General features: G+C 44.3%; 25 protein-coding genes. 16 read left to right on the forward strand and 9 right to left on the reverse strand.

Annotated elements, in window-relative coordinates:
* The first annotated feature begins 925 nt into the window (after positions 1-925).
* The 4 genes from ACXAH2_RS10080 (at position 926) to ACXAH2_RS10095 (ending at position 3,214) form a co-directional block, all read left to right on the forward strand.
* Positions 926-1,369 (forward strand): hypothetical protein, encoded by a 444-nt coding sequence (locus ACXAH2_RS10080; RefSeq protein ID WP_475078271.1) that lies wholly within the window; start codon positions 926-928, stop codon positions 1,367-1,369.
* Between the two features lie 92 nt (positions 1,370-1,461).
* Complete coding sequence (locus ACXAH2_RS10085) at positions 1,462-2,121, forward strand: HEPN domain-containing protein (RefSeq protein WP_475078272.1); 660 nt, start codon at positions 1,462-1,464, stop codon at positions 2,119-2,121.
* Positions 2,122-2,198: 77 nt separating this feature from the next.
* Complete coding sequence (locus ACXAH2_RS10090; RefSeq protein ID WP_475076562.1) at positions 2,199-2,699, forward strand: hypothetical protein; 501 nt, start codon at positions 2,199-2,201, stop codon at positions 2,697-2,699.
* A 296-nt stretch (positions 2,700-2,995) separates the two neighbouring features.
* Complete coding sequence (locus ACXAH2_RS10095; RefSeq protein WP_475078273.1) at positions 2,996-3,214, forward strand: addiction module protein; 219 nt, start codon at positions 2,996-2,998, stop codon at positions 3,212-3,214.
* Between the two features lie 401 nt (positions 3,215-3,615).
* Here the strand turns inward: ACXAH2_RS10095 and ACXAH2_RS10100 are convergent, their stop codons facing one another.
* From ACXAH2_RS10100 to ACXAH2_RS10125, 6 genes are all read right to left on the reverse strand, one after another.
* The gene (locus tag ACXAH2_RS10100) at positions 3,616-4,605 is read right to left on the reverse strand and encodes an LLM class flavin-dependent oxidoreductase (protein ID WP_475078274.1); all 990 of its coding nucleotides are present in this window, start codon (positions 4,603-4,605) and stop codon (positions 3,616-3,618) included.
* 181 nt (positions 4,606-4,786) lie between these two features.
* Positions 4,787-7,135: a fatty acid cis/trans isomerase gene (locus tag ACXAH2_RS10105; RefSeq protein WP_475078275.1), complete on the reverse strand. Its 2,349-nt coding sequence runs from the start codon at positions 7,133-7,135 to the stop codon at positions 4,787-4,789.
* A 149-nt stretch (positions 7,136-7,284) separates the two neighbouring features.
* On the reverse strand, positions 7,285-7,881 hold the full coding sequence (locus tag ACXAH2_RS10110) for a hypothetical protein (RefSeq protein ID WP_475078277.1): 597 nt from the start codon (positions 7,879-7,881) through the stop codon (positions 7,285-7,287).
* Between the two features lie 68 nt (positions 7,882-7,949).
* The gene (locus ACXAH2_RS10115) at positions 7,950-8,330 is read right to left on the reverse strand and encodes a YacL family protein (RefSeq protein WP_475078279.1); all 381 of its coding nucleotides are present in this window, start codon (positions 8,328-8,330) and stop codon (positions 7,950-7,952) included.
* Positions 8,331-8,341: 11 nt separating this feature from the next.
* Positions 8,342-9,310 carry a ribosome biogenesis GTPase YlqF gene (gene ylqF, locus ACXAH2_RS10120; RefSeq protein ID WP_475078280.1) on the reverse strand — a complete coding sequence of 323 codons (969 nt, stop codon included), beginning with the start codon at positions 9,308-9,310 and terminating at the stop codon, positions 8,342-8,344.
* A 254-nt stretch (positions 9,311-9,564) separates the two neighbouring features.
* Positions 9,565-10,188: an acyl carrier protein phosphodiesterase gene (locus tag ACXAH2_RS10125; RefSeq protein WP_475078281.1), complete on the reverse strand. Its 624-nt coding sequence runs from the start codon at positions 10,186-10,188 to the stop codon at positions 9,565-9,567.
* A 279-nt stretch (positions 10,189-10,467) separates the two neighbouring features.
* Here ACXAH2_RS10125 and ACXAH2_RS10130 point away from each other — a divergent pair, with 279 nt between their 5' ends.
* The 6 genes from ACXAH2_RS10130 (at position 10,468) to ACXAH2_RS10155 (ending at position 16,905) form a co-directional block, all read left to right on the forward strand.
* Positions 10,468-11,940, forward strand: a complete 1,473-nt coding sequence (locus ACXAH2_RS10130; RefSeq protein ID WP_475078283.1) for an ABC transporter substrate-binding protein — start codon at positions 10,468-10,470, stop codon at positions 11,938-11,940.
* 62 nt (positions 11,941-12,002) lie between these two features.
* Complete coding sequence (locus ACXAH2_RS10135) at positions 12,003-12,983, forward strand: ABC transporter permease (protein WP_475078284.1); 981 nt, start codon at positions 12,003-12,005, stop codon at positions 12,981-12,983.
* Positions 12,980-13,918: an ABC transporter permease gene (locus ACXAH2_RS10140; protein WP_475078285.1), complete on the forward strand. Its 939-nt coding sequence runs from the start codon at positions 12,980-12,982 to the stop codon at positions 13,916-13,918. Before ACXAH2_RS10135 ends, ACXAH2_RS10140 begins: the two co-directional genes overlap by 4 nt.
* 2 nt (positions 13,919-13,920) lie before the next feature.
* The gene (locus ACXAH2_RS10145; RefSeq protein ID WP_475078287.1) at positions 13,921-14,913 is read left to right on the forward strand and encodes an ABC transporter ATP-binding protein; all 993 of its coding nucleotides are present in this window, start codon (positions 13,921-13,923) and stop codon (positions 14,911-14,913) included.
* Positions 14,913-15,923 carry an ABC transporter ATP-binding protein gene (locus tag ACXAH2_RS10150; RefSeq protein WP_475078288.1) on the forward strand — a complete coding sequence of 337 codons (1,011 nt, stop codon included), beginning with the start codon at positions 14,913-14,915 and terminating at the stop codon, positions 15,921-15,923. Before ACXAH2_RS10145 ends, ACXAH2_RS10150 begins: the two co-directional genes overlap by 1 nt.
* Positions 15,924-15,960: 37 nt before the next feature.
* Entirely contained in the window at positions 15,961-16,905 is a 945-nt protein-coding gene (locus ACXAH2_RS10155) for a LysR family transcriptional regulator (RefSeq protein ID WP_475078290.1), read from the forward strand.
* Between the two features lie 11 nt (positions 16,906-16,916).
* Here the strand turns inward: ACXAH2_RS10155 and ACXAH2_RS10160 are convergent, their stop codons facing one another.
* Positions 16,917-18,536: a putative bifunctional diguanylate cyclase/phosphodiesterase gene (locus ACXAH2_RS10160; protein ID WP_475078292.1), complete on the reverse strand. Its 1,620-nt coding sequence runs from the start codon at positions 18,534-18,536 to the stop codon at positions 16,917-16,919.
* Between the two features lie 240 nt (positions 18,537-18,776).
* Between ACXAH2_RS10160 and dbpA the strand changes: the two genes are divergently transcribed.
* The 4 genes from dbpA to ACXAH2_RS10180 are packed head-to-tail and all read left to right on the forward strand — an operon-like array spanning position 18,777 to position 22,143.
* On the forward strand, positions 18,777-20,159 hold the full coding sequence (dbpA, locus tag ACXAH2_RS10165) for an ATP-dependent RNA helicase DbpA (RefSeq protein ID WP_475078294.1): 1,383 nt from the start codon (positions 18,777-18,779) through the stop codon (positions 20,157-20,159).
* Positions 20,160-20,162: 3 nt separating this feature from the next.
* On the forward strand, positions 20,163-20,552 hold the full coding sequence (locus tag ACXAH2_RS10170) for a VanZ family protein (protein ID WP_475078296.1): 390 nt from the start codon (positions 20,163-20,165) through the stop codon (positions 20,550-20,552).
* A gap of 40 nt (positions 20,553-20,592) precedes the next feature.
* On the forward strand, positions 20,593-21,903 hold the full coding sequence (gene guaD, locus ACXAH2_RS10175) for a guanine deaminase (RefSeq protein WP_475078297.1): 1,311 nt from the start codon (positions 20,593-20,595) through the stop codon (positions 21,901-21,903).
* Positions 21,904-21,957: 54 nt separating this feature from the next.
* Positions 21,958-22,143, forward strand: a complete 186-nt coding sequence (locus ACXAH2_RS10180) for a hypothetical protein (protein ID WP_475078298.1) — start codon at positions 21,958-21,960, stop codon at positions 22,141-22,143.
* 19 nt (positions 22,144-22,162) lie between these two features.
* Here ACXAH2_RS10180 and ACXAH2_RS10185 read toward each other — a convergent pair whose 3' ends face one another.
* On the reverse strand, positions 22,163-22,666 hold the full coding sequence (locus tag ACXAH2_RS10185; protein WP_475078300.1) for a hypothetical protein: 504 nt from the start codon (positions 22,664-22,666) through the stop codon (positions 22,163-22,165).
* 152 nt (positions 22,667-22,818) lie between these two features.
* Between ACXAH2_RS10185 and ACXAH2_RS10190 the strand changes: the two genes are divergently transcribed.
* On the forward strand, positions 22,819-24,063 hold the full coding sequence (locus tag ACXAH2_RS10190; RefSeq protein WP_475078301.1) for a multidrug effflux MFS transporter: 1,245 nt from the start codon (positions 22,819-22,821) through the stop codon (positions 24,061-24,063).
* A 115-nt stretch (positions 24,064-24,178) separates the two neighbouring features.
* Here ACXAH2_RS10190 and ACXAH2_RS10195 read toward each other — a convergent pair whose 3' ends face one another.
* Entirely contained in the window at positions 24,179-24,736 is a 558-nt protein-coding gene (locus ACXAH2_RS10195) for a TetR/AcrR family transcriptional regulator (RefSeq protein ID WP_475078302.1), read from the reverse strand.
* A gap of 611 nt (positions 24,737-25,347) precedes the next feature.
* On the opposite strand from ACXAH2_RS10195, the gene ACXAH2_RS10200 reads away from it, so the two are divergent.
* On the forward strand, positions 25,348-26,298 hold the full coding sequence (locus ACXAH2_RS10200) for a M23 family metallopeptidase (RefSeq protein ID WP_475078303.1): 951 nt from the start codon (positions 25,348-25,350) through the stop codon (positions 26,296-26,298).
* Positions 26,299-26,303: the final 5 nt, after the last annotated feature.

The following is a 26,303-nucleotide window of genomic DNA, read 5'->3' on the forward strand; positions in this document are numbered from 1 at the left end:
TCCTTTCGCACATTCAGGAACGTGTCGAGCATTTTTTGCTGACAGGCTCATTGCCTCTTTTTACGTTTAAAAGCCTTTCACACTTGATGAACTCTCATGTTCCCTCCCCTTATGTCTTTCAAGGGGAGGGCTAGGGTGGGGTTAGTCCAGCAGCCTCAAATCAGCTCACCGTCAACAACGAAACGTAGGTCTGATAAGTGAAGTGCCATCAAACAAAACCACTGTTCCTTAGGCTATTCTGGATTTCCTCTGATTGCCTTTGGTTGGGGAGCTTTTTTCCGCCCTGCTAGGCGGGTAACTTTTGTCTAGCGCCACAAAACTTTCATTTCAAAAATTAAGCAAAAAGACGCTTTAACCCTTTCGCACATTCCATTACTGCATTAAAAAGCGTGTCGAGGATTACCTCATGAAGCTCATTACCTCTTTTTACGTTTAAAAGCCTTTCACACCTGATGAAATCTCATGTTCCTTCCCATTACCTTTTAAAAGAAAAAGCTAGGATGGGGTATAGCGACCCCAAGTGAACTCGTCATCAACAATTTATAGAGCTGACCAGTACAAAACCATCAGACATACCCTGTAAAGAATCACCAAAAACCAGCATATCCATACAGTTTATTTTTGAGATTGACAATGATTGGCTCGTTTTGTCTAAAAAATAATCGCAGTGTTGCGCGTTTGCGCTGGCGGAAAAATAAAAAGTCTTTTAGTATCAATGGATAAGAATATCTACAGCAGAAATAACGTGCTGTGGATAAATGTGTAAACGCGCATGCTCGTTTTTCCAGATTTGAATTTTGTTAATAGGTTTATTAAAGCATTAATTTTCAGCTACTTATAAAGTTATTGATAAAGTCTTTAAGTTGTCTAAACGCTCATGCGCACTATTAAAAATGTTATGAGTCAATCAGCATCGAGTGTATAAATGGACGATAGAATTAAGAAAATAGATACACCTGAAAAGTGTGAGATTTTTGCCAAAAACTGTATCGAGCGTGGTAGAGAAGATTTGGCCCAAGAAGCGAGGGAGCGTGCTGTTCAACTTCGAGCTGAGGCATATGGTGCAGAAACTGAAGCTGAGCGAGAGGCACTTGAAGCTGTATACGCATACGAAGAAGTATTGAGTACGAAAAATGGAAAGAAAACTCGCGCTGGTCGTACCTGGCAAATGATAACTCGCCACGGAATTATTGGCGCTATAGAGCGAGCAGTAAACCGCCCAACTGAAACTCAAGGCTATACCGCTCTCGTCGAAATGGGTCTTGAAGACTATGCGTTTGAAAATGTAATTCTTCGCTACCCCAGTTTGTTTAGCGAGGAAGCAGCACAAATCTCCAGAGAGCGCATAGAACAGTGGCGAAACTCATAACAAGCAAAGGCAGCATCGCCCTGCGGGCTGGACGCGCTAACGCGCGACGCTGCTTTGGGCGTTAGGCTCTATCGATATCGGAGATAATATTCTTGCAAAATAAACTTGGACAAAGATTTATTGAACTTGAGAAGCAGATGAGAGCTGTCGAGGATTCATGCAGAACATCACACTCTAACTATGGATCTAGCACAAATGTTAATTCTGAGCTCTATCTAGAATGGGTAGTAAAAGTCAAAAGTCTATTGGTAAAAGTGTGTGGAATAGAATCCGAGCACTATAAGGAGTTCGAAAAACCTGAAAGTAGAACATCCATGTCAGGAAATAGTGGCCGGTTCAAATCACAGAAAGCCGTATTCTTAGCTGCAAAGGAAGATTTTGAAGGCGGGTATTTATCATCATATAAAACTATCGTCCAAGCTGAGGTTTTTGATGATGAATTGGAGCAAGCCCAAGAGCTACTAGAGTGCGGTTACTATGGCCCTGCGGCTGTTGTTGCTGGAGTAGTCTTAGAGACTTCAATAAGAAGCGTGTGTCTTTCAGAGTCCATAGATACTGGAAAGCTCGATAAGATGAACTCTGATTTAGCAAAAAAAGGTATTTACAATAAACTTGTTCAAAAACAAATTACTGCTCTCGCTGGTATCCGAAATAGTGCAGCACACGGAAACTATAACGAATTTTCCACCACTGACGTGGAGCAAATGATTGTTAGCGTCAGAAATATCGTTGGCAACCATCTAAATGCTTAGCCTAACAAGCAAAGGCAGCATCGCCCTGCGGGCTGGACGCGCTAACGCGCGCCGCTGCTTTGGGCGTTAGGCATTGTATGAAAATCATCGCATTAATATTAATACTTGCTGTTTATCCTTTTGTTATCTACGCAGATAGTAGAAATACCATTCATGGGACTGCACGTGATGATCATATTATTGGTAGTCCTGACAGTGATGAAATTCTTGGTGGCGCGGGAAACGATATATTACGAGGCGGTGGAGGGAATGATTTCCTCTATGGTGGCACCGGAGCTGATATTTTTGTAGTTAAACTAGATGATTCTTCTTCTTTTGATACCGTGATGGATTTTAGTTCAACTGAAGGTGACGAAGTTTTATTTGACTTTACGGGCGATCAAGACAAAAGAAAAAAATACAAAATACCCAAGAAATTGACCATACATAATGTAACCTTAGACTATAAAGGTAACTTAAACATTAAGTTAACCAACAATAAAACACAATCGGTTCTCAATATTAAACAAGCTGACCTAAATATTGAGATTGAAGATAAAGTAAGCTCGGTACATATTAGGTTTAAAAAGAAATTTTAAAAGATAAGTCTAAATTTCCTAACAAGGTCATCAAGCTGGACAGCTTTTCCGTTGCTTATATGCATCTATAGACGGAGTTGATGACTTTAGATAATAGCAATAAACGGGGAAATGAATGGTTAACAAGCGCATTTAAATCACTCCTGCCACAAAAACCGCAGCCACCATTAGATCAGTTATCTAGCTCATCTTCATGATTACCTTTTATGAAACTCATTAACCGTCATCTGTTAATACAAGGTTTCACATATCTTTTTTAGTGGTAATATCAAGTCATAGTCACTCGGAGTTATTTTATGTCTGATGCATTAAAAGTCATGCTCGAACATATCGAGCAACTCAACACCAAAGAGAAAGCTCTTGCTGCCCACTGCCTTTTAACAGCGATGGATGCCAAAATAGACAGTGATGTGGAATCAGAGTGGATCAAAATTGCTGAAGCTCACAGTGCAGAACTAGAATCTGGCGCAGTAAAAAACATTAGTTGGGAAGAAATAGAAAAGGATCTTAATTAATAGATGCTGTCTGTTTCATTTCACCCTGAAGTCAAAAAGGAAATCACAGAGTCATTTACTTGGTATCAAGAGTAATCATTTGGGTTGGGACATGAGTTCACTCAAGAGATTAAGGAAGCCATTGATTCAATTCGCTCTTTACCAAAAGCATGAGCAAAAATGGGGCAAACTCATCGGCGTTTTGTATTGAGTAGATTTCCATATTCCATTATCTATAAGATTATAGAAAACAGAGAAATTAGTGTTGTGGCTATAATGCACAACCACCAAAAACCAGGCTATTGGAATGAACGCAGCTAGCGACTTAAGCGCTCAATCCACTATTTTCTGCCGCTAAGACACAAACACATGAGCCAAACGATAACTCTGAGTCTGCGCCTCAAATCATAGAGTTAACCTTTCTACCCCACCATCTCGTCTCTCACTTCCGCCATCAAATTCAGTGATTTTAATCTCGCGTCGGCATCATGAATCGGCATGGAGATGATGAGTTCATCTATGCCTGTAGCTTCTATGAAGCGCTCTAATTGAAAGGCTACTGAGGCTTTTGACCCTACCACGGCGTATTGCAGCATGTGTTCCACCATGTGTTTTTCACTGGTGGACCAAATGCCTTCCATGGAATCCACTGGCCGTGGGAAAGGACGATTGCGGTCACGGCGCAAATTGACAAATTGCTGCTGCGCTGAGGTGAACAGGTATTGTGCTTCTTCATCTGTGTCGGCCACCACCGCCATGACACCCGCCATAGCATAAGGCTGATCGCCCTCTTTAGCGGCTTTAAAATGACGTCGATAGATGGTTAAGGCTTGGTGCAATTGATCAGGTGCGAAATGGGAAGCAAAGGAGTATGGCAAGCCAAATTGCGCCGCCACTTGAGCACTGTACAAGCTGGAACCCAGCATCCAGATAGGCACCTGTGTGCCAAAGCCTGGTACAGCACGAATGCCCTTCTCTTGGTCACTCAAATAGCCTTGTAGCTCTCGTACATCATCAGGATAGGAATCCACGCCCGCATCCATGTTACGGCGCAAAGCGCGCGCCGTCATCATGTCGGTACCAGGCGCTCTGCCTAACCCTAAATCGATACGTTGCGGATAAAGTTCGGCTAAGGTGCCAAATTGTTCGGCAATCACCAAAGGCGAATGGTTTGGCAACATGACGCCACCGGAACCAAGACGAATGTCTTTTGTGTGCGCGCCAAGGTGCGACAAGACCACGGAGGTAGCCGAACTGGCAACACCAGCCATGCCGTGGTGTTCCGCCAACCAAAAGCGCTTGTAACCCAAGGCTTCGGCGGTTTGCGCCATCTTGACGCTCATTGTTAAGGAGTCTGCAACAGAATGCCCTTCTGCCACAGGGGCTAAATCTAAAATAGAAAATGGAATCATACTAGGCTACCAATTGTGTCTGATAAAGCCGCACAACACGTTTGTTCACTCTATTCGCTGTGCAGCCTATATATCAAATAGTCGTTCAAGATAGGTCTTATAATTGGCATGATAAGTGACCGTTACAAGTCACCAATCATGCAGCAAATCGTGAAACGTTTTGCTAATGGCAATGTTGACTTTAGCGATTTTCCAGACGGTTGAAGTCCAAAATGCCACTTTCTCTGGGTCTATCTTGTTTATTCAGACGAGCAATGGCATCACTTACTTGCCAGAAATTCGGGTGAGTACGACGAATACCAAAGGCATTCAACAATTCAACATAATCTTGTCGAGTTTTCAGTGAGGCAATTTGTTTCACCCAATTCTGCAATTCCGACTCTTCCACTTGCATAAACACATTGGGGTAATCCCCCAACACACCTTTGGCTATGGTAACACCGTCTTCTTGTGGTAAGCGCGTTGAGGCTTCATCCAACAGACTGGAAATATTGGCGTGGGCTTTATTGTGAATTAAGCTCAGCACCTCTAGTGGTTCCCCTTGGCGTGTCACCAATATTGTCACCACATTGGGTAGATACTGAATGCCACCGCCCTGCACTTGTTGCAATGACAAGAGCGCATTGACATCCTCTTGGGCAAGTTTGCTTTGCGGTAGATCGTAACCATGATCAAGAATCGCCGCTAACTTACTGCGCAGCATCTCATACAATTCCGCTTGACGATCTGAACGGCTGTAATGGATGGCAGATTGCACCCCTACCTTGATGTAATCACTGAAAATATAATTTTTGATGATCTGGTTGGCATCACGATACCAATACTGGCGAATGCGTTCTCTGTCTTCTTTGGGCAATAGCATAAGGAAGTTCATTTCCCCTTCCATGCGCAAGAAGTCCATGTAAAGTCGCGTCACTAGCTGATGGCCCACATTGCCATAGACATCAAACCCTGCCACCAGCAGATAATGAATGCGCTCTAATAATGGATAGTCAATTACCCAAGCGGTTTTGGGGTGCTGACCTACCATACCTCGCACCACTGAGGCGTTATCAAAGTGGCGGAAAATGGTTAACGCTGCATTCTGATTATTACCGTCGCCATCCCAAATCAAATCTAAATCCAAAGCAATGCGCTGGCTAAATTCCTTTTGCATCAATTTGGCTTTGGCCGATAAATACGACTTTTGTTGATCGGAGAACATGACCCAAGACGCAATCGACAAGGTATTACTGGATTCCACTGCAGGCATTTCCAAGTCTTTCACCTGACTTTCAAGGAAGTCTGCCGAGGTATTGTTGTAGGCGATTTCAGGGTCTAGAAAATACACCCAAAATTGCTCATTGATCACATTGACCGCCACTTGTCCGCGACACACCGGCCCTTTAATAAAGGCCATGATGGTCTTCTGGGCATGGTCAAGCAAGAAACGATAACGAGCGTATGGCGGAATTTCGCGGAACGCCATGAAAGGATTGGTGGCCACTTCAGGCTCATAACTTGGTAAAGCCGTAACCTGATATTCAGTTCCATAGAAGAAAGATTGCCAGCGCTGATAGCGAGCGTCATCCAAGCGCATAGGAATGTGATTTTTCTGTACCTTCACTTCCGGGTCAGCCCACAAGCGGTAATACACTCTGTCCACGCCGGGGTCATCATAAGGACGACGTGTGGCAATACGATCGATTGGCTCACCCGGTGGCGTGCTGGAACGGACTAAACGGAAGCGGAAAGCCTCACCCCCGTCTAAATACATGGAATACAGATACAAGTGCTCGTAGATATATCGTGCCACCAGCTGATCTTTCAAACTGTCGCCATTGAAACGACTTTCCCACAGATCAACTTGCTGCTGTAAGGCTTGTGTTAAAGGGGCTGGCGCTGGCATTTTTCCACCATTTACCAGCCAGCGGGTCAGTACACCGTATTCGGCGTCGGTCAATTGCGGTAAGCCATAGGGCATGCCCCAATTTGGGTAATCCTGTTCAAATTGACCGTATTCTTCAATGCTTACGCACTGTTGATCACGGGCCAAGGAAAAGTCGTACTCATCCCCCAATACGGCTTGCTTAAAATCCCCTTGTTGCTGACGTAAGGCAATCGCACGATACAACAAACTGCCTTCTAAATTGGCGGCAGGTGATTGACCGCGTTCATTCAACACCGGGTGAAAGCCTTTCTTACGCCATTCTTCTGTAGTTTTACCATCTATAAATAAGCGTGAAGGTGTGGCCGCAAGCAAACGGGTACCATCGTAGACGAGGTCTTTGGAGCCTCCTCGTTCAATGCCAGCAGAAGCCGTTAATTTCAGCTGACAAGGAGCATCGTAGCACGCATGGCAAGAGACACAGCGAGAATCGAGAATGGGTTTGACTTGCTCGTTATAAAAATTTGCCTCTTCTAATGAAATCTCTTGATGACGATTTTCTGGGCTGGCAGAACCAAACACTGAATCCAATTGTTTTGCGGCGTAAGCTGCACAGCCGGACACCGCAATCAGACTCAATAACACCATAACCCAACGAGACATAGTTTCAATCCTTTTTATTGCTGCCACTTAAATACCACTCCAACGGTCATACCCTAAACTCACCCTATTCGGGAAGATAACGAATGGCAAAGCTCATAAAAAAACGCCATTTCTGGCGCTTCTTAGAGACTTTTTCACTTTTTAAGCGCTTAATTTTTATCTGGGTAATCGTCCACATAATCCGAAGTCAGCTCATAGGAATCTTCCCCCATGTCATCATTTGCCATGAGCAAAGCTTCTTCATAAACCCCACCAAATTCAATACGAGTAATGTCGTATAAATCGTATTCAAAGGTATCGTCAAACCAACGCGCATCGGAACCAATTTCTTCCAACTCATACGTCACAGCATCGGCACGTATGACGCGACCAATTTCACAGCTGTCCGGTTCTACTTCTTCTCGGTGCAAGGTAACCAAGCCGAATTCTTCACTGATGTCCATCAGCAAGACCGCCAAATCCTCTAAATCCACCTCAGGGTCCATCACTTCTTCTTCACGAAGCGTTAAGACGCGTTTTTGAAAGTCATTAAAAGGGGCCGGATGAGCGAAGTCACTAATGTCTTCTAGAAACAAGATTTGATAACCATTAAGACGCACACTGTCATCTACCAGTTGGAGCAAAACCATTTCTTCATTGGCATCCACGACAAAACCATCTGACCAGCTGTCTGGGCCATCCAGTTCTTCACGAAAAATGCGCACTACATTTTTTCGAGTACGTGCTTTTTCCAACTCAATGAGCATATCGGCTCCCTAAAAATACGTAAAATTCAAATACCTAATAGTGTAAACCTAGCCAGCTTACGGAACAACTATTGCAACAGGTCATGCCAGTTTTCAATCATTTCTACCAAGTCTTCTAAACCGCACTCAGCTTGAATGCCATCCGTTGAGGTTTGGTAGAAACTGTCTTGCGAATCAAACATGGCTTTGATTTCTTCTTCTGCTGCGTTTAAGTCCACTTGTCTGGCCACATGGACACCTTCTTCACTGATCAGTACACGAAAAGGACCATGAGCAAATTCTGTGCTTTCCTTTTCTGTCTCCGCCAAGCGAGCGGCCATCAGAACTCGCTGCATCATTTCCAGTTCGCGCACATATTCACTCACCCATTCACCAATGGCAGCAAACTCGTAACCTGTATAGATACGATATTGGTTTTCTTCTTGATCAAAGGCGATTTCATAATCCATGGCCTTAAACCTCACTCTTTGTCTTGCTGTTGTCTACGGTATTCTTGATTGCTGGCTTGCTGGCGCTGAGGCACAGCGGCGGCCAAACGCGCTTGGCGTTCCGCTTCTTTCTTGGCTTTGGCTTCTTCCACCAATAACTCTTCTGCAGCGATCATGTCTGGCGTTTCCATAACATAAGGACCAATGGCACCAGTACGTACGTCGTTTAGAAACACTTCCGCTGCTTTGTGCATATCGACCTTGCCACCAGATCGCAATGCGCCGCGTTTTGAACCAATAATTTTTAAGGTTTCAAACGGGTCGCTTGGCGCTTCTTTGAGCTTATAACGTGTGGTTAGCGCCTCGACATAATGGGCAATAAAAAACGTCAGACCGGCCAAGGCCACGTCTTCATAATCAATGGCAGTATCACGCACGGCACCCGTTACGGCCAAACGGTAACTGGCGTCTGGGTTTTCAATTTTAGGCCACAAAATGCCTGGCGTGTCTAACAGTTGAAAACCTTCTTTTACTTTCAATTTTTGCTGGGCTTTAGTCACCGCAGGTTCATCACCAACTTTGGCGACGCGTCGACCTAGCAAGGCATTCATTAAACTGGATTTACCCACATTTGGGATGCCTGCGATCATGGCGCGAATGGGCTTTTCCGCCGAACCTCGATGCGGCACCATTTGCGCAACCCATTGGCTTATTTTCGCCACGTCACTTTTTTCTAAAGTGGAAAAAGGATGCGCCAAAATATCGTCATTACCACGCCAATGATCCAACCATAAGTCTAAGCGTATTTTATCTGCTAGGTCTTTTTTATTGAGCAAACGCAAGACTGGTACATCACCGCGTAAGGTATTAAGCATAGGGTTTTGACTGGAATCTGGAATACGCGCATCCAACACTTCGATGACGATATCAACCTGTGTCATCACGTCTTCGATTTCACGACGCGCCTTGTTCATGTGTCCGGGATACCACTGAACGCCCACCCTATTTCCCCCATTTTACTTTGTGTTGCTTGCTGGCTGCGGATTCTAGCACAAGCATGGCAACTAAGTTACTGATTCCTCATATAATCTTTTTCGGTGACAAGATTCCTTAAAAAGGCATCACGAACTGATTTAGATCAACACAGTAAACCTGTGCTTGCTTCTATACTAAACACGTCGAATCCACACTCATTCAGACTTCTGCAACTGAGATGGATTGGGTTTGACTGTTCTCTCGATCGAGCCACTGCGGCTCATTCTGCCGAGGTTATGCGTGTGATGACCTCGGCTTTTTTATATTCCTCAGCCTTTTTATATTCTTCAATAAAGATCAATAGCTCAGGATAGAGCTGTAAGAAAGGCTGCTCCGCTTGTGCCAGCACATTAGGCAACTCGTCCACGAAAGCCTGCAAATGATGGCCATGTCGCCAGCGACGCATAATGGAATAAATGGCTTTCTCGACCCCTTCTTGGCGGCCTAAATTGGCCAACCAATTGGTTTCTTGTAAGGACTGAATCATATCTTGCAACCTTGCAGGACAACGGGCTTTATCCTCAGCCAATCCACTTACCGCGCGCTGACAAAAATCGCTCAACGCTTCGTCGCTGTAGTCAGACCAGTGGCGTATTAACCAATAATCCATGGCAATGTCTTGCACTATGCCAGCAAAACGTCTGCGGCCTTGCCTTGGCAAAGCTCGAAAGGTCTGACTGGCCTGATGATCATCGACCCACACATCGACCGCCTGATGCAAACGCCAACCCTCAAGTAAATCTTCCTCTAGGTCCGCCGCCTGCACTGGAAAATCCCCCAATAAATTTCCCGCCCAGGAGGTTTGGGTCAAGCTGGCAATGTGTAAATGAGCAAAGTAATTCATGCAATGTCATTCCATGCTGGGAAAATGATCTAAATACGTCATGTACTATTCGCAACCTGTCTTTTTTATGACAAGTTTGTCAGAATACCCATATTGTCTATATGGTCAAAAAATGAAAAATAAACCCTACAAATACGACACCAGAAAGAAGGTAGAAAAATCGATACGCTCCTCTTCTTTCAAGGATAGAGTGCGAAGCATTACAAAAGGGAAGTCATAAAAATGAATGTTAAGCTTATATTAGCCTGCTGTCTGAGTTTGCTCTTCAGCAGCCAAGCTATGTCTGTGACATTAAGGATGGCGTTTGATGCCGATCCGATTTCGCTGGATCCTCATGAACAATTGTCTGAAGGCACATTGCAGTTTTCCCATCTGGCTTTCGATCCATTATTAAGATGGCGTCAAGACGGCAGCTTTGAGCCCAGATTGGCAACCCAGTGGCAACAAGTCAGCCCAACCACCACGCGTTTCTTGTTACGTAAAAATGTGCGTTTTCATACGGGCAATCCCTTCACTGCAAAGGATGTCGCTTATACCATTAACCGCCTAAAGCGTTCTGTCGATTTTCGGGCCATGTTTGACACCATCGAATCTGTGACTGTGGTGGACGATTTTACCCTTGATGTACATGGCGCTAAACCCAACCCCTTAGTACTCAACATCATGACTTATGTTTTCCCAATGGACAGACGCTTCTATCAAGGCAAAGATGAGATAGTCAAATACGGTGACACCTTTGCCTCTCGTCATGTATCTGGGACGGGGCCTTTTATATTGGAGAAACGCGAACTGGGCTCTCGCCTTGAGTTTAAACGCAACCCAAATTATTGGGATACCGACTCTCCGGGCAATGTAGATGAACTCATCTTCACCCCCATTCACACAGATGCGACGCGTCTTGCCGCCCTCTTATCTGGCGATGTGGATTTCATTTTCCCTATTTCACCCATCGACATTAAACGCACCCAAAACACCGCAGGCATTCAACTGGTTACCATGCCCAGTACACGCATTCTGTTACTGCATTTGAATCAGCAAAGACGTAAAGAATTTCAGGACATTCGAGTACGAAAAGCCATTAATCTGGCCATCAATCAAAATCTTATTGTTGAGAAAATTCTACGTGGTTATGCTGCACCGGCAGGCCAGCTCAGTCCAAATCGTTTTCTTGGCCATGTAGCAGACCTAGTACCAGAATACGATCTAGCTAAAGCCAAACAACTGATGCAGCAAGCCGGTTACGAGCAAGGTTTCCGCGTCAGCATGATGGCGCCAAACAATCGCTACACCAATGATGAAAAAGTGGCTCAGGCAGTGGCGGCAATGCTGGCTAAGATTAACATCAAGGTGGATCTTAAAACCTTACCGAAGGCTCAATACTTCAAAGAATTTGACGACCGAAGTGCCGACATTATGATGCTGGGGTGGCAATCAGATACTGTGGATTCTAATAATTTGTTTGAATTTATTATCGCTTGTCAGGATGCGCAAACTGGCCTTGGCGCTTATAATGCCAGCGAATACTGTAACCCAAGCATTACTAATGATATTCGCCAAGCCAATCAGGAGCTGAACCCCGAAAGACGTCTGCGTTTATTGCAAGGTATTGAGCGAACCTTGTATCAGGATGCGGCCTTAGTACCCTTGTATTGGCAATACTTAACTTGGGCAGCCAAAGATAAAGTCAAAATCAAAGACATAGTTAATGATCGCAACCATCCCTATATCGGAGATTTATTCATTGAACAATAATGCGCCATCCTTTGCAGTTTGCTGGATATGGTTAATTAGCCGATGCACAAAGGGATAGTCGGATGATAGAGTTTTTAATACGACGTCTCATCCAAGCTTGTTTTGTGTTAATCGTCATCAGTCTCATCAGCTTTGCCATTCAGGACAAGCTGGGCGATCCTGTTCGCCAGATGGTGGGTATGACGGTCGCCCCGGAAGTTCGAGAACAACTGCGGGAAGAGCTGGGGCTTAACGATGGTTTTTTGGTGCAATACGCCAGATTTGCTAAGAACGCCCTGTCTGGTGATTTCGGCACCTCATACTATTATAAAGAACCCACCTTGGATGTGATTCTGCAAAAAGTGCCGGCCACCGTGGAGTTGGCTTTATGCGCCATTTTGCTGGTCATCTTGATCGCTACGCCATTTGGTATTATCACGGCGATCAAACCCAAACACATGATTTCGCGCTTGATCATGATCATCAGCTCGATTGGTCTGTCGATTCCTATCTTTATCATTGCCATCTTCATGGTCTATTTGTTTTCTATTCAGTGGAATCTGGCCCCTAGCTTCGGCCGCGGGGAAACCATTATGCTGTTTGGTATTTGGGAAAGCGGCCTCTTCACCAAAGATGGTTTGAACCATTTGTTGTTACCCAGTTTGTCCTTAGCCATTGCCTTGATTCCTATTTTTGTGCGCCTTATTCGCTCAGAAATGAGTGAGGTATTGCAATCCGAATACATTCGATTTGCTTGGTCTAAAGGTCTGTCTGCGCCGCGTATTTATTTATTCCATGCGCTTAAAAATACCATGCTGCCCATCATTACCATTGGCGGTATTCAAGCGGGTACACTGGTGGCCTATACCATTCTGACGGAAACCATTTTCCAATGGCCTGGCATGGGCTTTTTGTTCATGGACGCAGTGAGTCGCGTCGACACCCCCTTGATTTCGACTTATCTACTGGTGGTTGGCAGCATGTTCGTGGTGATGAACACCTTAGTCGATTTGATTTACGGCTTAGTCAACCCAACCGTTCGTTTAGCGAGTCACGGATTATGAAACCTTTTAAATCGGACGTTTCACCGCCAATCTCTGGTAGCCGTTGGCGACATATACTAAGTGGTTTTGCGGGCGACAAATTGGCCATGTTGGCACTGTTTATTTTTGTCTTCTATTGCATAGTGGCCCTACTCGCCCCTTTGGTCGCGCCTTTTGATGTAGACGACCCAACTTTTATGGATTTAATTAACGCTGAGATTGCACCGAGCTGGATCAGTCAAGATGGTCGTTTTCTATTGGGCACCGATGCTCAAGGCCGAGACATGTTATCGGTGATTCTTTACGGTACTCGCTTATCCCTTACCATTGGGGTTTGCGCGGTGATTTTGCAAGCCAGCATAGGCATTTGCATTGGTTTGATTGCCGGCTACTTAGGCGGTCGCGTCGATAACTTCTTGATGCGTTGCGCAGACATTCAATTGTCTTTTTCTAACATGATGGTAGCCATCGTCTTCTTAGCCATTTTCCAGTCTATATTTGGCGTCGCCATGTATCAACAACTGGCCATGCTGGTGTTGATTCTGGTCATTGGCCTCACCGAATGGCCACTATTTGCCCGTACCATTCGCGCCTCAGTGTTGGCCGAAAAGCAAAAAGAATATGTGGATGCCGCGCGTGTTATGGGCATCAGCCAAACTCGCATCATGTTTCGTCATATTTTGCCTAATACCCTTTCGCCGGTGCTGGTGATTTTTACCGTACAAATTGCCAACGCCATTGTGGCGGAGGCCGCACTGTCTTTCTTGGGGTTGGGAATGCCCTCCACCGAACCGTCTTTAGGCTCACTGATTTCTGAAGGTGTGGCTTATATGTTTGCAGGCTCTTGGTGGATCTGTGTAATTCCAAGCATCACCCTGATCATTCTCATACTGGCCATGAATTTATTGGGGGATTGGCTACGTGACCACCTTAACCCAAGGGCTTACAAAGACTGATTATGAATTTGCTCAGTGTCGAACACCTCAACGTCAATTTTCATTTTAAGAAGCAGGAACTGGCCGCGCTTGTTGACGTCAGCTTTACTCTGCAACGCGGTGAACGTATTGCCATTGTAGGGGAATCGGGAGCGGGTAAATCCATTCTGGGGTTTGCTATCGTCAATCTTATTGGTAAGCCAGGTTACATACATTCGGGCTCCATTAAGCTAGAAAACAAAGAAATTACCAAGAAGAACCTACGTCAGCTGCAAGAAATTCGTGGCAAGCGCATCGCAATGATTTTCCAAGACCCTATGATGACGCTTAATCCGGTAATCACCATTGGCGACCAACTGGTGGAAACCATTCGCAGTCACACTAAGATTTCCTATAAAGACGCGCGCAATATCGCCATTGAAAAACTGCGACACGTACAAATCGCTTCGCCTGAAAGACGTTTTGATCAGTACCCACATGAGTTATCGGGCGGTATGCGCCAGCGAGTCATCATTGCGTCTGTGCTCTTGTTGAATCCTGACATCATTATTGCCGATGAACCCACTACCGCACTGGATGTCACCATTCAGGCAGAAATACTCCAGCTGCTATTGGCGATTTGTCGCGACAATGGGGTTGCACTGATTCTGATCAGTCACGATCTTGGCGTGGTGTCAAAAGTCGCAGAACGCACCCTCGTCATGTACGCAGGACAAATTGTTGAAGAGGGGCCGACGTTAGAAATCATCAATGATCCACAGCATCCTTATACTCAAGGCTTGTTAAATGCGCTACCGCAAATGGCCTTGCCAGGCCAACGACTCAATCAAATCAAAGGCAGCATGCCTTCTTTGGCCGATCGCCCCAGTGGTTGCGCTTTCCATCCCCGTTGCTCTTACGCCACGGAAAAATGCCGCAACCAGCAACCGAATTTCATATACAGTGGTGTTTCCAGTGTGGCCTGCTTCATGGTGGAAGACATGCTCAGCGAATTTGCTGCGGATGAGGAGCTATGATGAGTCGCCCTCTTATCCAAATCAGCGGTTTAGAAAAAGTCTTTCGCTCCGAACATAGCTGGCTGAGCCGCTGGCGGCTTCGTCATGGTAAATGGCAACACCAACAAAATGAAATTTTTGCCCTGAATGGCGTCAATCTTACCATTCATGAAGGTGAAACCTTGTGTGTAGTGGGTGAAACCGGCTGTGGCAAGTCCACACTGGCGCGCAGCATTATGGGGTTAACTGAGCCGACCGCAGGTGAAATTCATTTCCAAGATCAGCGCATTGATCATCTCAATAATCGTCAACGCATGTTATTTCGGCGTGCAATGCAGATGGTTTTCCAAAACCCCTATGCCTCTTTAAACCCTCGCATGACAATTTATCAAACATTAAGTGAGCCAATTGCCTTTCATAACCCGCAATTGTCTCGGCTTGAGGTGGACGAAAAAGTCGAAAGTCTGTTGGCGTCTGTCGGCATCAGTGGCAACAGCTCCGACCGTTACCCTCATGAGTTTTCAGGAGGTCAACGTCAACGCATCAGTTTAGCGCGCGCCTTATCGGTAGAACCGCAGTTTATTGTCGCTGATGAGCCTTTATCCGCGTTGGATGTATCTGTTCAGGCGCAAGTATTGAATTTGATGATGGATAAACAGCAAGAGCATAATCTTAGCTATCTGTTTATTACCCATGATCTTGCGGTGGTTGAGCATTTCGCCAATCGTGTTGCCGTGATGTATCTTGGCAGTATTTGTGAGTTGGCCGCCACACACACACTGTTTAGCGTGCCAAAACACCCTTATACCCAAGCCTTGCTATCTGCCATTCCACGTTTGGATTCCAATGCCGCTGAGCCGATTCGTCTGATCGGGGAAGTGCCAACACCTACCGAAAAACCTATTGGTTGTGTGTTTCAAGCACGTTGTCCGTATGCTAACCCGCGTTGCTACAAAGAAACGCCCGTAATGACCTTGCAAAAGGATGGCAGCAGTGTCGCCTGTCACGGTATTGAGGAGGGACGCTTATGAGTCGCTTCTTATCGCCTCTTGAAAGAGGAGGCAGCGCATGGAAATAAGATGGCTTGAAGACTTCATTGCACTGGCAAAAACCCGCCATTTCTCCCGTGCTGCTGACGAGCAAAACGTCACTCAGCCAACCTTTAGTCGACGCATTAAATTGCTCGAAGAAGAAATGCGCGTCACCTTGATCGACCGTAATACTCTGCCTTTGTCGCTGACACCGGCGGGTGAGGTATTTTTGCAAACGGCAGAATTGATTACACGACAGATCCGTGACACCAAAGAGCGCTGTCAGGAAATTCGCAAGCAGGAAGAGTCTCAAGTGCGCTTTGTTACCACACAAACCCTGTTTTTGAGTTTCTACAAAGAAATGATTGAGCCTTTCTGTGAGCAAATAGGCATGGAGCTAGACATCAACATGAAATCCAGCTCTTGGTTGGGCAATGATTTTGTTAATGCCTTGGTCAACCAACAAGCCGACATCATGATGTGTTATTGGCACCCTGCTATTAATTTCATTCGCACCTTGGATGACGAACAATACGAGCACATCGTCATCGCCAAAGAAACCCTAGTCCCTTACAGTGCTACCGATCAAAATGGCGACACCAAATTTGCCCTACCGGGCGCAAAACGTAAGCCACTGCCTTACATAGGCTACTATGAAAACTCTTTCTTGCAGCCGGTGATTCATCATCATCTACAGCGACAAAGAGACATTCCCCAATTGCAAACCTTGGCAGAGAATTATCACTCGGTAAGCATCAAAGCCATGGTCAAAGAAGGTTATGGTATTGGCTGGATTCCACAACGTCTCATGTTAGACACGGTGAATTACGGCAAGGTGGTTCAAGCGGGTGAAGACAATTGGCACATTCCTTTGGAAATACGTTTGTATCGCTCAAAGTTCAATCAAAACCCCAATCTCGTCCAATTTTGGGAAGCACTAAAGATACAAGTGGCACGCAATGCCACTTTGAAACCAGAGTAAAGTTCTCACCCTTATAAATCGCTCGCTTCATTTTGACTCAAGGCTTGAATCATAGGATCGCTGCCCATGGACTTGGCAGCCAGTGCTTTACTGAATAAGTAGCCCTGCCCCACATCACACTGCATGTCTCTTAGCATGGCTAATTGCTGGTCGTTACTTATGCCCTCCGCAATCACCTTAAGACCTAAGTCATGGCCAAGATTAATAATGGCTTTGGTCAAGGCTTGATGATTTTTGTCCTGAGTAATGTCGCGAATAAACACTTGGTCGATTTTAACCGAGTCGATCGGCAAATCTTTCAAATAGCTCAAACTTGAATAGCCTGTGCCAAAATCGTCTATCGCTAATTTAATGCCCAATTGGCTAATTTCTTTTAATAGCTCAGCACAAGTTTCTGCATCCTCAATCAGAATGGACTCGGTGACTTCTACTTCTATCAACCTTGGGTCTACTTGGTAAAGTTCTAATAGGGTTTTTAAATTAGGCAAAAAGTCACTGCGCTTTAACTGTTCCGCGGAACAATTAATGGCAATGGGTGGCACCTTAATACCTTGCTTTTGCCATTCAACAATATGGCGCAAGGTCTGTTCAAACACCCACTCCCCTAAAGGCAGAATGATACCCGACTGTTCCGCTATGGGTACAAACTCGGCAGGTGACACCTGACCTAACTCTTCATCATCCCAGCGCAATAATGCTTCCATACCAATACATTGTTGCGTCTTAATATCCACCTTGGGCTGAAATTGCATTTCCAGAAGGTCGTCTGCTATGGCTTTACGTAAGTGGGTTTCAATTTGTACATTGCGCACAAAACGTTGTCCCATTGCTTGATTATAATAATGGTAAGTAGCGCGACCAGAGCGCTTGGCTTCATAAACCGCCATGTCAGCGTTTTTAATCAAAGTCATGGGGTCACTGCCAAATTCCGGGCAAGTGACAATACCAATAGAACAACCTATGTTCAGTGTCAGATCGTCCACAAAATAACTTTGGCTGATTTGATTAATGGCTTGTTTGGCCACATCATCCAAATATGACGCAGGCCAATAGTCTGACACTGGCAAAATCACCAAAAAAACGTCACCACCAAAATAGCCAATCTCAGCCTGATCAGGAAACACCGCAGCTAGCCTTTGTGCTACTTTTGCTAAAAGTTTGTCCCCCACTTGATGGCCAAACGCTTCGTTAATGGTTTTGAAGTGATCCAAATCCAGCACCATAATGGCCAACCATTGAGGGTCTTGTTTGTTCTGTGATAGGTGTTCAGCTAACACTTGCTGAATTTTGTAGCGGCTCATTAAACCAGTGAGTGGATCCATTTCCAAATACTCATTAATGGCCTCCAATTTGCTGGCCTGCAACTGGATCAAGTAATGCGTTAACAGCGCCAGCAAAATACTCAGAGGGGTCAAAATAAAGATTGGGCTAAAAACGAATAACCAATTCACCGACAAACTATTCAATACCTCCGCTTGGGCAGTAGAAGACATGAGCATCTTAAACCAATGGTTATTTTGCTGAACATGATGAAGTTCATAAAGATACAAAGAGAAACTGCACACAACCGCAAACAACAAAGTCGTTCCAAAAACGACAAAAGAGGAATATTTATACAAAAATGTCTTCATCTAAAAGGCCATGTTATACATTAGAAAAACGAGCATAAAAGTCATTAGTACCTTGTTCTTATAAAATATCTAAAGTTTCTTAGTATAGGAATCATGAAGGCTTAACGATTGAGTTATCCATACGCCATCAACTTTACTAAAAAAGTTTAGAACGAACACGGGATATCTGCTAGCAAAAGGCATTCAAACGATTTTTCTGCTATTCTCTGGCGCAATCTCATTTAATAAGACAGGCCTTCTGTGACTCAAGCTCAATTTAACCTTCCCAAAGCTCTTCCCAAAAAGCTCATCAGTCTACTTTCTGACATGGGGTTTCAACGCTTCACCCCGATTCAAGAACACAGTTTACCTGCCATTATGGACGGTAAGGACATTCTTGCTCAGGCGCAAACCGGCAGTGGTAAAACCTTAGCCTTTGCGATTGGATTGTTGCTGAAAATTAATCCTCGCTTTTTTGGCGTACAAGCATTGGTTATGTGTCCAACTCGCGAATTGGCTGATCAGGTTTCAAAAGAAATCCGCAAAGTGGCGCGCTTCCAAGACAATATCAAGGTACTGAGCCTGTGTGGTGGCATGCCATTTGGCCCACAGATCAATTCATTAGAACATGGCGCTCACGTCGTTGTTGGTACACCGGGGCGCTTAATGGAGCATTTACGCAAAGGCACGTTACGCTTAAATGCGCTCAACACCTTGATCTTGGATGAAGCAGATCGCATGCTCGATATGGGCTTTGTGGACAGCATTCGCGAAGTGGTTGAGCTCACCCCAAAAGACAAACAAACCCTGCTTTTCTCGGCCACCTATGGTGATAATATTGCCGCTCTTAGCGAAGAATTCCAGCGTCAGCCGGTTAGCGTGAAAGTGGCAACACAAGAAGATCTTAAGCCCAATATTGAGCAATATTTCGTACGCAGTGAAAATAGCAACAAAACCTCTGCTTTGCTAAGTTGTTTAGAACATTTTGCTCCTCGTCAGGCCATTGTTTTTTGTAATACAAAAGCTGAATCTCAGCAAGTTGCCGACTGGCTAGACGATCACAAAGTGGCCGCTCAAGCCATTCATGGTGACTTGGAGCAAAAACAACGTGACCAAGTATTGGTGCGTTTTAGCAACCAAAGTAGTTGTGTTTTGGTCGCTACCGATGTGGCAGCACGCGGCATTGATGTCAAAGAAATCGATCTGGTGGTGAACTATGACACTACTCGAGACATTGACGTGCATACCCACCGTATTGGACGTACGGGTCGCGCTGGCGCTGCTGGTGTCGCGGTCAACTTGGTTACTGCAAAAGAAGATTACAAAGTACACGACATTGAAACCCGCTTTGACATACAAGCCAACTTTCTTGAACTGGCAGAAGCCGCTGCGGATTATCGCTTGATTCCACAGAAAACCACCATTGCTTTTGATGCTGGGCGTAAGAATAAACTCCGACCTGGTGATATTCTTGGTGCTCTCACCGCGGGATTGGGTTTATCTAAGGAACAGGTTGGTAAAATCGATATTTTTGATTTTCACGCCTACGTTGGCGTAGACAATCAGGTTGCTAAAAAAGTCGTGAAGGCATTAGAAAACAAAAAAATCAAAGGACGTAATATTCGGGTTCGGATTCTAAGGTAAACAATGACAAAGATAATCTCTTTAATTCAATCACAAAAACTACAATGGCTTGGCTTTGTTATCGGCTTGGTGATCATCAGCGCCGCCACCCTCACTCCTATGGAGCATTTACCCGATGCGCCAGGCTCAGACAAACTTCATCATGTCATTGGCTTTGGCGGTTGGGCCTTGATGTGTGCCTTTGGCCCCTTCCAACGTTTTATATGGATGGCAACTTTCATCTTTCTCTGGGGGGGCGTCATTGAGCTGATTCAACCCAGTGTGAATCGTTATGGAGAATGGCTGGATTTTTACGCTGATGGCTTAGGCGTTTTCATTGTCGTGTTGTTGCGAGGCATACTGTATTACCGGGCTAAAATTCGTCAATTTAGTGAAAGGCAAAACAATAGCTGATAAAATATAACCATTCGGTCAAAATTTTAGAGAGAAGATAATGACGCAGCAAAAAGCCTGGCGTGCGGCCATAGTGCATTGTATTGCAGACCCAAAAGAGGTGGGAGTGGATGCCGCTTATGAGTACTTTGAGGATGGCCTACTGCTGGTTGAAGGGGATAAAATTAAGGCTTTGGGCGATGCCGAAACCTTGTTAAAAACCTTGCCCGACTCTCTCGTAATAGAAGATCACCCTGATGCTCTTATTACACCCGGCTTTATCGATACGCACATTCATTATCCTCAGACGGACATGATTGGTTCTTACGGCGAGCAATTGCTAACTTGGTTAAACACTTATACTTTCCCAGAAGAATCTAAATTCCATGATAAGCAACATGCTCGCAACGTTGCGGATCGCTTTTTAGCCGAACTTTTGCGTAATGGCACCACCACGGCCTTGGTATTTGGCACAGTACACAAGGTATCTGTAGAAGCCTTTTTTGAGGCCAGTCAAGTACATAACCTACGTATGATCTGCGGTAAAGTCATGATGGATCGTAATGCACCGGATTATTTGACCGATACGCCTGAAAGCAGTTATCAAGAAAGCAAAGAGCTGATCGAAACTTGGCATAACAAAGGCCGCTTGCATTACGCCATTACCCCTCGTTTTGCCCCCACCAGTTCAGACCAACAATTGGCTTTGGCAGGTAAATTATTGAGCGAATATCAAGATGTTTACCTGCATACCCACTTATCTGAAAACACAGATGAGTGTGCTTGGGTACAAGAGCTGTTTCCGAATAGTCAACACTATTTAGACGTGTACGACCAAAACCAATTGCTTAGCGAGCGTTCTGTGTTTGCTCATGGCATTCACCTTTGTGACCATGAATACCAAAGATTGCACGATACAGGGTCAGCCATTTCGTTTTGCCCAACTTCTAACCTCTTTATTGGCAGCGGTTTATTTAAACTAAATAAAGCCGAAGAACACAAGGTGAACGTGGGTCTGGGTACCGATGTGGGCGGTGGCACCAGCTTTTCGATGCTGCAAACCATGAATGAGGCATACAAGGTGATTCAACTGCAAAACGAGAACCTAAATCCTATTAAATCTTTGTACTTATCTACCCTTGGCGGTGCTAAAGCACTACGCTTAGAAGATAAAATAGGTAATTTGGCGGTGGGCAGTGAAGCGGACTTCATTCTGTTAGACAAAAAGGCGACACCTTTGCTGACTTCCCGTTTGGCGTTGTCGAAGAGTATTGAAGAAACCTTGTTTGTCTTTATGACCATTGGGGATGACAGAGCCATACAAGCCACCTATTCAGCGGGACAATGTGTACACCAAAGAGATTCATTTTGATGACGATAAGTAACAGCCAAATGAGTCATTGCCATTATATTGTCGAAGGTTTATATGCAACCTGAAGCCACCCTCGCCTTAGGGGCTTTTGCTATTTTCTTCATTGGTATTGCCATGATACTGGCCTTGATTACGGTTAAAAAATATCGTCAGTTTCAAGCTCATCGGCAAAAGCCTGCTAAACCATCCAATAATAAGCAGTCCAATGGCAAACAGTCCAAAACGAAACTCAAGTCATAAGTCTCGTCGCGAGCAAAGGTTAGGGGTAAAGACGCACTATGCCCGTTTTTCCTTCAATGTCTCCCAATATCCATACTTTTTCAAAGGCATGAGGTTCAGGCATGCTAATTAAATGCTCTAAGGCTTTAATGTCAGTCTTTTGCCATTCAGGATGGGCATTACGAATCACCAACCAGACCCTTTGTGTGTGATAGGTCTTACTCGATTTATTGGTAAGAATTTTATTTAACGAAGCTAACAAACGTTTTTCGGCAGGTTCTTCTTTTAGTTGCGCCAACAAGTCACATGTTTTTGCCGTCAAATTACGCCCTAGAATCTCCATGGCTTCCTCTTCGGAGCCATATAAATGCGCAATTTCAAGGTCTAATCGTTGACCTTCAAACATACAAGAGACATCGGGTCGAATAGGGTTGTTGTGCCAAATATGGCGAATGGGTTTGCCTGTATTCTTCTCATAGCATCGCATAAATAACTTAGCGGCTTGATGCTCAAGTTCAATCTTTTCTTTTTCACTGTCGTTCATTGGTTAACTCCTTCGATACATCGAAAAACCAATCACATTTCACTTCCTCATTTGGTACACATAAGCGCAAACTCGGCTTAATATTAACTCAGTATAATAGATCTTTATGCAACCATAAGAGTTGCGATACTGTTGCCAAATTTGGAGTCCAAATGGAAAATGCTCACAACAACACTCAAGCTTCTGGCATGTCAGCCAAAGAGTTCACTATTTTGGTGGCATTACTTATGTCAATTGTCGCCATTTCCATCGATGCTCTCTTACCCGCGTTAGGCATCATTGGTAGGGAATTAAATGCTGCTACCGCCAACCAACCACAATTACTCATCAGTATGTTGTTCCTAGGTATGGCTTTAGGACAGCTGGTTTGCGGCCCTTTATCTGATGCATTAGGCCGCCGCCCTATTCTCTTTGGTGGTATTGGCTTGTATTTGGTCGGCACCTTAATTTGTTACCAAGCTAACGACTTAGACAGTTTGATGCTAGGTCGCTTCATTCAGGGCTTAGGAGTATCTGGGCCCTATATTTCCGCCATCTCTTTGGTGCGAGATCTATTCCACGGTGCGCAAATGGCACGCATCATGTCATTGGTTATGATGATTTTCGTCTTAGTTCCAGCGATTGCCCCCACATTAGGGCAGGCTATTATGTTGTTAACAGACTGGCGTGGCATTTTCGAACTTTACATGATTTATGCCCTATTACTGCTAGCATGGATCTTTTTCCGTTTGAAAGAAACCTTACCTAAAAACAATCGCATTCCTTTTACTGGCAAAGGCTTTTATAACGGCTTCAAAGAAGTGATCAGTAATCGTATTACCGCCGGCTACACCATTTGCATGGGATTATTTTTCGGTAGTTTTATTGGCTATTTAAATTCCTCGCAGCAAATTTTTCAGGTGCAATTTGAAACAGGAAAAATGTTTGCCGTGTATTTTGGCGTATTGGCTTTAGTACTCGGTGTGTCATCACTCATTAATTCTCGAGTGGTAGAAAAATATGGCGCACGTAGCATAGCACTCAAAGCAATCAGCTGTGTCATATTGGCATCAGCCTTATTCTTAGCATTACATGCCATGGTTAGTATCCAGTTATGGATGTTCATGCTGTATGCAAGCGTGTTGTTCTTTTGCTTTGGTTTATTATTCGGCAATGTTAATGCTCTGGCCATGGAGCCCATGGGGCATGTGGCAGGCATTGCTTCAGCCATTATCGGATCAGTCTCCTCTATCATGTCCATGTCGATCGGCACAGTCATTGGACAAATATACGACAATACACTGATTCCGATTTCCGGCGGTTTTGTTATTACGGGCTCATTAGCTTTGTGCATCATGCTGTGGGCTGAAAAAGGCAATGAAACAAACACAGATAACGCGGCAGGCGCGCCACTGTAAAATTGACTTCCAGATCCCCCTAAATAACATAAGGCCACCTAACGGAAGTGGCCTTATGTTATCTTTTCAAGAAACTACTTTAATGAATAGGCTTTCTTATAGAAATTTATAAATTTCAAATAGCGAGCAACCAATTCAGTTGCACTTTCATAAACTCTTCATTATCTGTTGGCTTATTAAGTAGCCTTGGCATCAATATACAGTGGCGACTCAAGGCCTCCATTTGCACAAAAACTTGTGAAGATACTTGAAATTGCGCTTGCCATACTTGTAAGGCGGTCATAAGTACTGTTTCAAAAAGATCGAATTTGGCCATCAATTGGTCACTCATTTTATGCTGTTCACCCAAAAAAATCCGATACACGGCTAAATTTTCAGATGATTCCGACCAAGATTCCCAAATAGCCAACCAAGTTTCTAAAGCAGAATTTGGCTGTTCTGCCACAGTCAGTTTTTCCTCCACCATAACCTGTTTAGCAAGACTAATAATATGCTCCAACACTTCTTCCCATAAGGCTAATTTGGTCGGAAAGTTACTATAGACTGTTGGCTTAGAAACACCAGCAGCCACCACCACTTGATCAATACTAGTGGCCTGATACCCCTGAACAGTGAACAAGTCACAAGCGGCTACAACAATGTGTGATTTTTTACTAGGTCGGCCTCGAGCCATATTAATACCTTATTTAAATTCTGCTTTACTCATGCCATCCCGCTTTCAGAAATACCAATGGGAAAATGACGCAAATTCCACAATAAGGATTAGCAACAAGGCCGATAAATAACCTATTGCAAGAATGCACAACCTTATCCCTACGCGGATTGCCACCTTATCAGGCAAATATTGCTGAAGCGAATAAACTGATAGTAGGATCAAATCATAGATAGTATTGGGAGCACGTTATACCATTAAAAAAACAACCCCATATATTAATACCCTATAACATAACGAATAATCATCCATCCGTCATAAAAAGTGAAGCAGACTAATGAGATAGCTTTCCTTCCCAAATATTTCCTCTGACCATAAATTCGTTATAACTGATATAGTTTAAAGGTATATGATTCCTTGATGCCTTCCATTGCTTGTTCGTAACTTCGCCTGTTGTTACAATGAAAAATCCTGATTACAAAATGAAACATTTTAACTGATCAGAAAAAGAAAATTTAGGTATGAAATATGCCTGAAACATGGACGCAGTATACACAACAAAATGTATATCTTATTAGTTTGATTCACGCTTATTTTTCAGGCGTTGAATGTTGTTGGGATACAAGTAAACAATGAAAGATAATGTAACCATATCAGTATCTTCTATTCATGGTACTAAGCATTTTAGCTTTGGTAAGAAATTTCGACATTCCATGAAAGTGGTTGGTTACTTGTTACTCATTGGCGTTGTGGTGACCGCGGTGGTCATTTATTACCTAGTTCATGAGGCGGAGTTTGCTAAACTCAAGCAAAAAGAACTGGAAACCAAATTTTCCTCCGTCAACCGTGAACTTACTTCTCTTACTGCACTCAAAACTACTCTAGAACACGACTTGTCTGAACGTGAAGAGCGCGTTCAAATAGTTTCAGATCGATTAAATGACCTAGAAAACATGCTAGGCATGGGCGATCAAAACGATACAGAGTTGGAATCCCGTTTGGATACCGCTACTATAACCACATCAATGCGCCTCATGATGTTGACTCAAATTCCGAGTGGACCGCCAGTGGTGAATGCTCGCACATCATCGGGTTATGGTAAACGAGTTCACCCTGTAACAGGGATAACCAAATTTCATCGCGGACAAGATTTCGCCGTGAATACCGGAACACCTGTTTACGCACCAGCTGATGGTGCAGTAGAGGTAATACGACCTAGCAAGAAAGGGTCTGGTAATTATTTACGAATTTTTCATGCGTATGGCTTCTCAAGTTCGTACTCGCATCTAAGCAAATTCGTTGTTAAACGTGGCGACTTTGTTAAGAAGGGAGATTTGATAGCCTACTCAGGAAACACAGGACTGTCCTCTGGGCCACACCTTCATTATGAAGTTCGCTTTGTGGGCCGAGCACTTAATCCAAAGCCATTTATCGAATGGAACGTAGATAATTTTGATACAATTTTTGACAGTGTAAGAGGTATAGGATGGGAATCTTTGGTGGGTCAAGTACAGTTAAGAGTCAGTCGTCAGCTACAACTCTCATCGCAGAAGGTTGCACTATTAATGGACACATCCAAGTAACCAGT

It is taken from the genome of Marinomonas sp. ABL3_031, from assembly GCF_056161265.1.

Bases quoted from the DNA above. Each gene is read 5' to 3' on its own strand.
- ACXAH2_RS10080 (WP_475078271.1), top strand. From the start codon at position 926: ATGGACGATAGAATTAAGAAAATAGATACACCTGAAAAGTGTGAGATT.
- ACXAH2_RS10090 (WP_475076562.1), top strand. From the start codon at position 2,199: ATGAAAATCATCGCATTAATATTAATACTTGCTGTTTATCCTTTTGTT.
- ACXAH2_RS10095 (WP_475078273.1), top strand. From the start codon at position 2,996: ATGTCTGATGCATTAAAAGTCATGCTCGAACATATCGAGCAACTCAAC.
- ACXAH2_RS10100 (WP_475078274.1), bottom strand. From the start codon at position 4,605: ATGATTCCATTTTCTATTTTAGATTTAGCCCCTGTGGCAGAAGGGCAT.
- ACXAH2_RS10105 (WP_475078275.1), bottom strand. From the start codon at position 7,135: ATGTCTCGTTGGGTTATGGTGTTATTGAGTCTGATTGCGGTGTCCGGC.
- ACXAH2_RS10110 (WP_475078277.1), bottom strand. From the start codon at position 7,881: ATGCTCATTGAGTTGGAAAAAGCACGTACTCGAAAAAATGTAGTGCGC.
- ACXAH2_RS10115 (WP_475078279.1), bottom strand. From the start codon at position 8,330: ATGGATTATGAAATCGCCTTTGATCAAGAAGAAAACCAATATCGTATC.
- ACXAH2_RS10125 (WP_475078281.1), bottom strand. From the start codon at position 10,188: ATGAATTACTTTGCTCATTTACACATTGCCAGCTTGACCCAAACCTCC.
- ACXAH2_RS10130 (WP_475078283.1), top strand. From the start codon at position 10,468: ATGTCTGTGACATTAAGGATGGCGTTTGATGCCGATCCGATTTCGCTG.
- ACXAH2_RS10135 (WP_475078284.1), top strand. From the start codon at position 12,003: ATGATAGAGTTTTTAATACGACGTCTCATCCAAGCTTGTTTTGTGTTA.
- ACXAH2_RS10140 (WP_475078285.1), top strand. From the start codon at position 12,980: ATGAAACCTTTTAAATCGGACGTTTCACCGCCAATCTCTGGTAGCCGT.
- ACXAH2_RS10145 (WP_475078287.1), top strand. From the start codon at position 13,921: ATGAATTTGCTCAGTGTCGAACACCTCAACGTCAATTTTCATTTTAAG.
- ACXAH2_RS10150 (WP_475078288.1), top strand. From the start codon at position 14,913: ATGAGTCGCCCTCTTATCCAAATCAGCGGTTTAGAAAAAGTCTTTCGC.
- ACXAH2_RS10155 (WP_475078290.1), top strand. From the start codon at position 15,961: ATGGAAATAAGATGGCTTGAAGACTTCATTGCACTGGCAAAAACCCGC.
- ACXAH2_RS10160 (WP_475078292.1), bottom strand. From the start codon at position 18,536: ATGAAGACATTTTTGTATAAATATTCCTCTTTTGTCGTTTTTGGAACG.
- ACXAH2_RS10170 (WP_475078296.1), top strand. From the start codon at position 20,163: ATGACAAAGATAATCTCTTTAATTCAATCACAAAAACTACAATGGCTT.
- guaD (WP_475078297.1), top strand. From the start codon at position 20,593: ATGACGCAGCAAAAAGCCTGGCGTGCGGCCATAGTGCATTGTATTGCA.
- ACXAH2_RS10180 (WP_475078298.1), top strand. From the start codon at position 21,958: ATGCAACCTGAAGCCACCCTCGCCTTAGGGGCTTTTGCTATTTTCTTC.
- ACXAH2_RS10185 (WP_475078300.1), bottom strand. From the start codon at position 22,666: ATGAACGACAGTGAAAAAGAAAAGATTGAACTTGAGCATCAAGCCGCT.
- ACXAH2_RS10190 (WP_475078301.1), top strand. From the start codon at position 22,819: ATGGAAAATGCTCACAACAACACTCAAGCTTCTGGCATGTCAGCCAAA.
- ACXAH2_RS10195 (WP_475078302.1), bottom strand. From the start codon at position 24,736: ATGGCTCGAGGCCGACCTAGTAAAAAATCACACATTGTTGTAGCCGCT.
- ACXAH2_RS10200 (WP_475078303.1), top strand. From the start codon at position 25,348: ATGAAAGATAATGTAACCATATCAGTATCTTCTATTCATGGTACTAAG.